Origin of the sequence: Streptomyces huiliensis (assembly GCF_020037025.1) — a bacterium.
GTDB lineage: Bacteria > Actinomycetota > Actinomycetes > Streptomycetales > Streptomycetaceae > Streptomyces > Streptomyces huiliensis.
This window is the reverse complement of record NZ_JAIQLH010000178.1, coordinates 1-1,388: the sequence shown is the minus strand read 5'-3', so window position 1 is coordinate 1,388 and position 1,388 is coordinate 1. Positions and strand designations below refer to the sequence as shown.

The window sequence follows — 1,388 nt, the reverse complement described above, 5'->3', positions numbered from 1 at the left end:
TGATCTTCCCGCACCACGAGAACGAGATCGCCCAGGCGAAGGCGTTCGGCGACGACTTCGCCGCCTACTGGGTGCACAACGCCTGGGTCACCATGAGCGGCGAGAAGATGTCCAAGTCGCTGGGCAACTCGGTGCTGGTCTCGGAGATGGTCAAGGAGTGGCGCCCGATCGTCCTCCGCTACTACCTGGGCACCCCGCACTACCGCTCGATGATCGAGTACAGCCCGGAGGCGCTGCGCGAGGCCGAGTCGGCGTTCGCGCGGATCGAGGGCTTCGTGCAGCGCGTGGTCGAGAAGGCCGGTCCGGTGGAGCCCGCGGCCGAGGTGCCGCCCGCGTTCGCCGAGGCGATGGACGACGACTTCGGCGTCCCGCAGGCGCTGGCCATCGTGCACACCACCGTCCGGCAGGGCAACGCGGCCCTCACCGCCGACGACAAGGAGGGCGCCGTCGCCCGCTTGGCCGAGGTGCGGGCGATGCTCGGCGTCCTGGGCCTGGACCCGCTCGACGAGCGCTGGTCCGGCGGGGACCGCGGCGACGACCTGCACGGCGTGGTGGACTCGCTGGTCCGCATGGTGCTTGAGCAGCGCCAGGCGGCCCGCGCCCGCAAGGACTACGCCGCCGCCGACGCCCTCCGCGACCAGCTCCAGCAGTCCGGTCTCGCGATCGAGGACACGCCGTCCGGACCGCGCTGGTCGCTGTCCTGAGCACTGGTCGCCGTCCTGAGCGACACTTTTCGTACGTACGTCTACTGAGCCGCGGCCAGCGGCTCTGGCAGTAAAAGAAACAGGTGACCCCATGGCCGGCAACAGCCAGCGCAGGAACCGCCGCACGTCCAACAAGAAGGGCGCGACGGTCGGCAGCGGCGGCCAGCGGCGCCGGGGCCTGGAGGGCAAGGGCCCGACCCCGCCCGCGAGCATGCGCAAGGGACACAAGAAGAACCGCGTAGCCAACGCCGCGGCCAAGCAGGCCGCCCGCCGTCCGGCCCCGCGCCGCGGCGGTCCCAAGGGCACCAACGAGCTCGTCGTCGGCCGCAACTCGGTGGTCGAGGCGCTGCGCGAGGGCGTCCCGGCGACCACGCTCTACGTCCAGCAGTACCTGGACAACGACGAGCGCGTCCGCGAGGCGCTCCAGCTCGCCACGGACAAGGGCCTCAACCTTATGGAGGCCCCCCGCCCCGAGCTGGACCGCATGACCAACGGGCTCAACCACCAGGGCCTCGTCCTGTCGGTGCCGCCGTACGACTACGCGCACCCCGAGGACCTCACCGCGGCGGCGCACGCCGACGGCGAGGACCCGCTGATCGTCGCCCTCGACGGCATCACCGACCCGCGCAACCTCGGCGCCGTCGTCCGCTCCGTCTCCGCCTTCGGCGGGCACGGCGTGGTCGT

General features: G+C 71.8%; 2 protein-coding genes. Both read left to right on the top strand.

The window, feature by feature from the left end:
• Positions 1 to 704: DALR domain-containing protein (locus JNW98_RS25880; RefSeq protein WP_223770709.1), on the top strand; the 704-nt coding region annotated here is incomplete at its 5' end.
• Between the two features lie 91 nt (positions 705 to 795).
• On the top strand, positions 796 to 1,388 hold a 593-nt coding region (locus JNW98_RS25875), incomplete at its 3' end, for a TrmH family RNA methyltransferase (RefSeq protein ID WP_308015663.1).